Here is a 4,596-nt window from a genome sequence, read left to right on the forward strand (position 1 = left end):
GGGCCCCCGCCGCCCGGGCCGGGCCGCCGGCGCGAGGCCGAGTCTCGCGCTCGGCGACACTGTTCGGGGTCGGCGCACGAGAACGGTCGCTCACGCCGAGACCCGGGCAAGGGCCCGCGAGACTCGGGCCGCCGACCAGCCGCCGCCCAGCGCCGGAGCGGGAGGATGGTGACCGTGACCACGACGGACCGCGACACCGCCCGCGCCGCCCAGGCCGTGCTCGACGCCCTGCACGACGACCCCGTCATCGCGAGCGTGAAGGACGCCGCTGCGCTCGACGACGTCCTCGCGTCGGACCGGGCCGTGGTGTTCGTGCTCTTCGGCAGCGTGCTCGACATCGCCGACGTCGTGGCACGGGCGAAGGACGCCGGGAAGACCGTCCTCGTCGACGTGGACCTGCTCGACGGGTTCTCCACACGCGACGTCGTGGTGACCTGGCTCGCCACGCACACCCGGGCCGACGGTGTCCTGTCGACCAAGTCGAACCTCGTCCGCGCCGCCGGGCGAGCCGGGCTGGTCGCGGTGCAGCGGTTCTTCCTCGTCGACTCGTTCTCGTACCACCAGCTCCCGCGCGTCGTCGAACAGGCCCGGCCGGACGCGATCGAGATCCTCCCCGGCTGCATGCCCCGCGTGATCACCTGGCTCCGCGCCGACACCGACGTCCCGATCATCGCCGGCGGACTCGTGTGCGACAAGGCCGACGTCATGGCCGCGCTCGGCGCCGGAGCGGTCGCCGTCGCCTCGTCGGACCGTGACGTCTGGGACATGTGAAGGCACTCACACTCCGCTCCACGGTCGCCGCACGGGTCGACGCGCGGCGAGGGCGGGCGTAGGCTCGGACGTCGGCTGCACGAGGCAGCCCACGGACCACCAGAAGGGCAGGTGAGGCGCGATGTCGGGTGACCATCCTCGATCGGGCCGACGGATCCTGCCCCGGCGGATCTGCACGCCCGTCCGCTGATCCCCGACCGCCCACGGGCGGTTCGCGCCGGCCTGCTCCCGATCACGAGGAGCGTGCCATGGCACTGATCGACAACGCCGTCTACGTCGGAGGACGCCGCGTCGACTCACCGTCGACCCCGTCACGCCCGACCCGGGGCGACCTCGCGTGGATCGGCCTGCTCCGTCCCGACCCGTCCGAGCTCGCCGCGGTCGCGACCGAGTTCGGCCTGCACGAGAACGCGGTGGAGGACGCCCGCAAGGGTCACCAGCGCGCGAAGCTCGAGCGGTACGGCGACACCCTCTTCCTCGTCCTCCGGCCCGCGTGGTACGACCGCTCGGCCGCGGAGGTCCGCTTCGGCGAGGTCCACCTCTTCGTCGGCGCCCGGTTCGTGGTCAGCGTCCGGCACGCCGAGCGCCCCGACCTCGCCGCGCTCCGGGCACGGTGCGAGGCCGACCCGGACTTCCTCGCGCGCGGCTCGGAGGCCGTCACCGCCGCGGTGCTCGACGAGGTCGTGGACGGCTACGCCCCGATCGTCGAGATCCTGCAGGAGGAGATCGACGCCATCGAGGACCAGCTCTTCGCCGGACAGGTCGACCCGGGCGTGTCGAAGCGCATCTACCAGCTGCTCAGCGAGGTGCTCGGCTTCCAGCGGGCGACGAGCCCGGTGCCGTCGATGGTCAAGGGTCTCCTCCGCGGTGCGGACAAGTACGGCGTCGACGAAGAGGTCCAGCACCGCCTGCGGAACGTGCTCGACCACGCGCTCCGGATCACCGAGCGCGTGGACTCCTTCCGCGCGCTGCTCGAGAACGCCCTGACGCTCCACTCGACGCTCGTCACCCAGGAGCAGAACGAGGCCATGCGCCGCATGACGAGCGCGAGCCTGGCCCAGGGCGAGGAGAGCCGGCAGCTCGCCCGCGCGGCCCACCGGCAGGGCGAGGAGGTCAAGAAGATCTCCTCGTGGGCGGCGATCCTCTTCGCTCCCGGACTCATCGCCGGCATCTACGGCATGAACTTCGATGACATGCCGGAGCTCCACTGGCGGTTCGGCTACCCGATCGCGATCGTCGCGATGCTCGTCCTCATGGCACTCCTCTGGGCGGTCTTCCGCAAGCGCGACTGGCTGTAGGCGAAACCGGCGCGGGTGCGCCTGTGTCCTGTTCGCTGGCCCACGACGCACGTGTGCTGGTCGCAGGACGCGCCGCGTGCGTGCTGTCGTGGTCGCACGAACGGTCGAGATCGGGCGCGCGAGGCGACCGGTTCCGCGACCAGGACCGCGACCGCGACTGCGGGTCACGGACGTGCGTCGCGGACCAAGACCAGGACCGCGGGTCGCGGGCGCGACCGCTGACGGCCTGGAGGCGCGNTGCCGGCCGACACCGCGCCTCCNGGCCCGTGAATCGTCACGTCAGCCGACGATGGCCGCCGTCCGGCGGTAGACCGCGTCGGTGTGCGCGGTGACGTCCGCGTGCACCGCACGCAGCGCGTCGTACACAGCGGCGTGCTCCGGGTGCGGCGCGAACCGGTCGCGCTCGACGACCATCGCGGCCGCCGCCGCGTCGAACGACGGGTGCACGCCGGTCGCGACGGCGGCGCAGATGGCTGCACCACGGCCCGCGGCACTGTCCCCGACCACCCGGATCGTGGGCCGCTGGAACACGTCGGCCATGACCTGCATCATGAGGTCCGAGGACGAGCCGCCACCCGAGACCACGACGCGCTCGTAGCACGTGCCGAGCTCGGCGCCCATCGCGTCGGCCCGGTTGCGCATCGTCATGGCGATGCCCTCGAGGATCGACCGGTACACGTGGGCGCGCCCCTGCCGACCGTCGAACCCGAGCATCGAGCCCTTGCGGAACGGGGCGTCCGTCGGCGCGAGCCAGTCGAGCACCGTCAGCAGGCCGTCCGACCCGGGCGGCACCTGCGCGGCCTCGCGGTTCAGGACGTCCTCGACGCGCTCGTCTCCGGCCGCGGCGACAGCACCGGGCCCGAGCAGGTCCCGGAACCAGCTGACCGTCCACATCCCCCGACGGATCCCGCCGGACTCGTAGAGCCAGCGGCCGGGCTCGGAGCCGAAGTTCGTCCAGAAGTCGGTGGCCGACGTGATGTTCCGCTCCCCCACCGACATACCGGCGATGTACGTGCCGAGCGAGACGAGCAGCGTCGACGGGTCGAGGAGTCCGCACCCGAGGGCCTCGACCGCCTTGTCGTTCGCCGTCGCGACCACGGGCAGCCCTTCCGGGAGCCCGGTCGCCGCCGCGGCGTCCGCCGTCACGCTGCCGAGGACCGCGCCGGGGTCGACGAGCTCGAAGAGCTGCGACCGGTCCAGGCCCGTCGCCGCGTACCGGGCCGGGTCGTCCGCCCACCGCCAGGTGTGCGTGTCGATCGGCCACGAGCCCTGGTAGTTCGCCGCGGTGTCCCGGAACGCACCGGTCAGCCGGTGGGTGACGTACCCGGACGACGTCGTGACGTACGCCACGTCGTCGTGCTCCGCCACGAACGGGCCGCCGACCCGGGCGTCCATCCAGCTCATCACGGGCTGCGCGAGGGACCCGTCGGCGCGCAGCACGGCCCGGCAGAACCGGATCGTGCAGAGGCCGAATCCGACGATGTCCGAAGGGTCGCCCGGCAAGGACGCCATCGCGAGTCGGCACGCCGCCGCTTTCCAGTCCTAAAGGTCGTCTTCAGGGTGCTCGACCACACCCGGCTCCGGTGTGTGGTTTGGCCGGAGCGGGACCGGTCCCTCGGCTACGACCCCGCCCCGTTCGTCGAAGACCGTGACCTTCGACGACTGCGAGCCGTTGTCGATGCCGACGAGGTACCGGGTCATGCGCGGACGTTCCCGAACCGCGTGTCCGGGTCTGCCGCGGCCGGCTGGATCGCACCGGGGGCCGGGAAGATCGTGCCCTTGTTCATGATGACCTTCGGGTCGAACTGCTCCTTGAGCCCCCGCATGATCGCGAAGGCCGAACCGTGCTCCTCCTCGACCCGCGGCGTGCGGTACTTGCCGACGCCGTGGTGGTGGACCATCGATCCGCCGTGGCGCAGGGCTTCCTCCACGATGATCGCGTTGAGCGGGATGTGGTACTTCTCGATCTCCTCCTCCGGGGAGCAGTCGATCCGGTAGTCGTACACGAAGTACATGTTCGTGCCGGTCTGGTAGCTGTGCGAGGAGTGGCCGCCGAGCATCGTGAGGTCGTCGGCGTGCGGGTACTCGGTGCGGATGCGGTGCATCACGGCGTCGTACACGTCGCACACGGCCGACCAGTCCGCCGAGATCTCGGTGGTGTAGCCGAGGTGGCGGTCCTGGAGCATCGTGCGCTTCTCGGCGTCGATCTTGTCCTGCCCCCAGTTGAGCTGGTCGAACCACGCCTCGATGAGTGCCGGGTCGACCGGCTCGTGCGGGTGCTGGCCGAGGACGCGCTGGATCTCCGCGGAGGTCGCACGGACGATCCCGGCCGGGCCCTCGGCGACGAACACGACCACGCACTTGCCGTTCGAGAAGTGCGAGAAGTGCTGGTTCGCGTCCTCCGGCGAGTAGAGGCGGACGACCGACGGGTGGAAGCCGTTCACGATGACCTCGCGGAGGATCGCGATGCCGGTCCGCATGTCGTCGACGAGTGCGCCGTGGAACTCGTTGTTCTCCGGCTGGTACC

At 71.5% G+C, this 4,596-nt stretch carries 5 protein-coding genes; 2 read left to right on the forward strand and 3 right to left on the reverse strand.

The features are described from left to right. Positions 1 to 174: 174 nt before the first annotated feature. Both I59_RS02735 and I59_RS02740 read left to right on the forward strand, forming a co-directional pair. Positions 175 to 771 carry a glycerol-3-phosphate responsive antiterminator gene (locus I59_RS02735; protein ID WP_204620623.1) on the forward strand — a complete coding sequence of 199 codons (597 nt, stop codon included), beginning with the start codon at positions 175 to 177 and terminating at the stop codon, positions 769 to 771. A 248-nt stretch (positions 772 to 1,019) separates the two neighbouring features. After that, positions 1,020 to 2,069 carry a magnesium and cobalt transport protein CorA gene (locus tag I59_RS02740; protein WP_022902561.1) on the forward strand — a complete coding sequence of 350 codons (1,050 nt, stop codon included), beginning with the start codon at positions 1,020 to 1,022 and terminating at the stop codon, positions 2,067 to 2,069. 279 nt (positions 2,070 to 2,348) lie between these two features. Here I59_RS02740 and I59_RS18970 read toward each other — a convergent pair whose 3' ends face one another. The 3 genes from I59_RS18970 to I59_RS02750 all read right to left on the reverse strand — a co-directional run. Beyond that, entirely contained in the window at positions 2,349 to 3,581 is a 1,233-nt protein-coding gene (locus I59_RS18970; RefSeq protein ID WP_222834982.1) for an FGGY-family carbohydrate kinase, read from the reverse strand. Between the two features lie 30 nt (positions 3,582 to 3,611). Next, on the reverse strand, positions 3,612 to 3,770 hold the full coding sequence (locus tag I59_RS23115; protein ID WP_222834983.1) for a hypothetical protein: 159 nt from the start codon (positions 3,768 to 3,770) through the stop codon (positions 3,612 to 3,614). Then, on the reverse strand, positions 3,767 to 4,596 hold an 830-nt coding region (locus I59_RS02750; protein ID WP_022902562.1), incomplete at its 5' end, for an FAD-binding oxidoreductase. The genes I59_RS23115 and I59_RS02750, both read right to left, overlap by 4 nt.

Origin of the sequence: Curtobacterium sp. B8, from assembly GCF_000333315.1 — a bacterium.
GTDB classification, from domain to species: Bacteria; Actinomycetota; Actinomycetes; order Actinomycetales; family Microbacteriaceae; genus Curtobacterium; species Curtobacterium luteum.

What these genes read in the sequence shown, in the direction of transcription:
- I59_RS23115 (WP_222834983.1), bottom strand. Translation starts at nt 3,770, where the DNA reads ATGACCCGGTACCTCGTCGGCATCGACAACGGCTCGCAGTCGTCGAAG.
- I59_RS02740 (WP_022902561.1), top strand. Translation starts at nt 1,020, where the DNA reads ATGGCACTGATCGACAACGCCGTCTACGTCGGAGGACGCCGCGTCGAC.
- I59_RS18970 (WP_222834982.1), bottom strand. Translation starts at nt 3,581, where the DNA reads ATGGCGTCCTTGCCGGGCGACCCTTCGGACATCGTCGGATTCGGCCTC.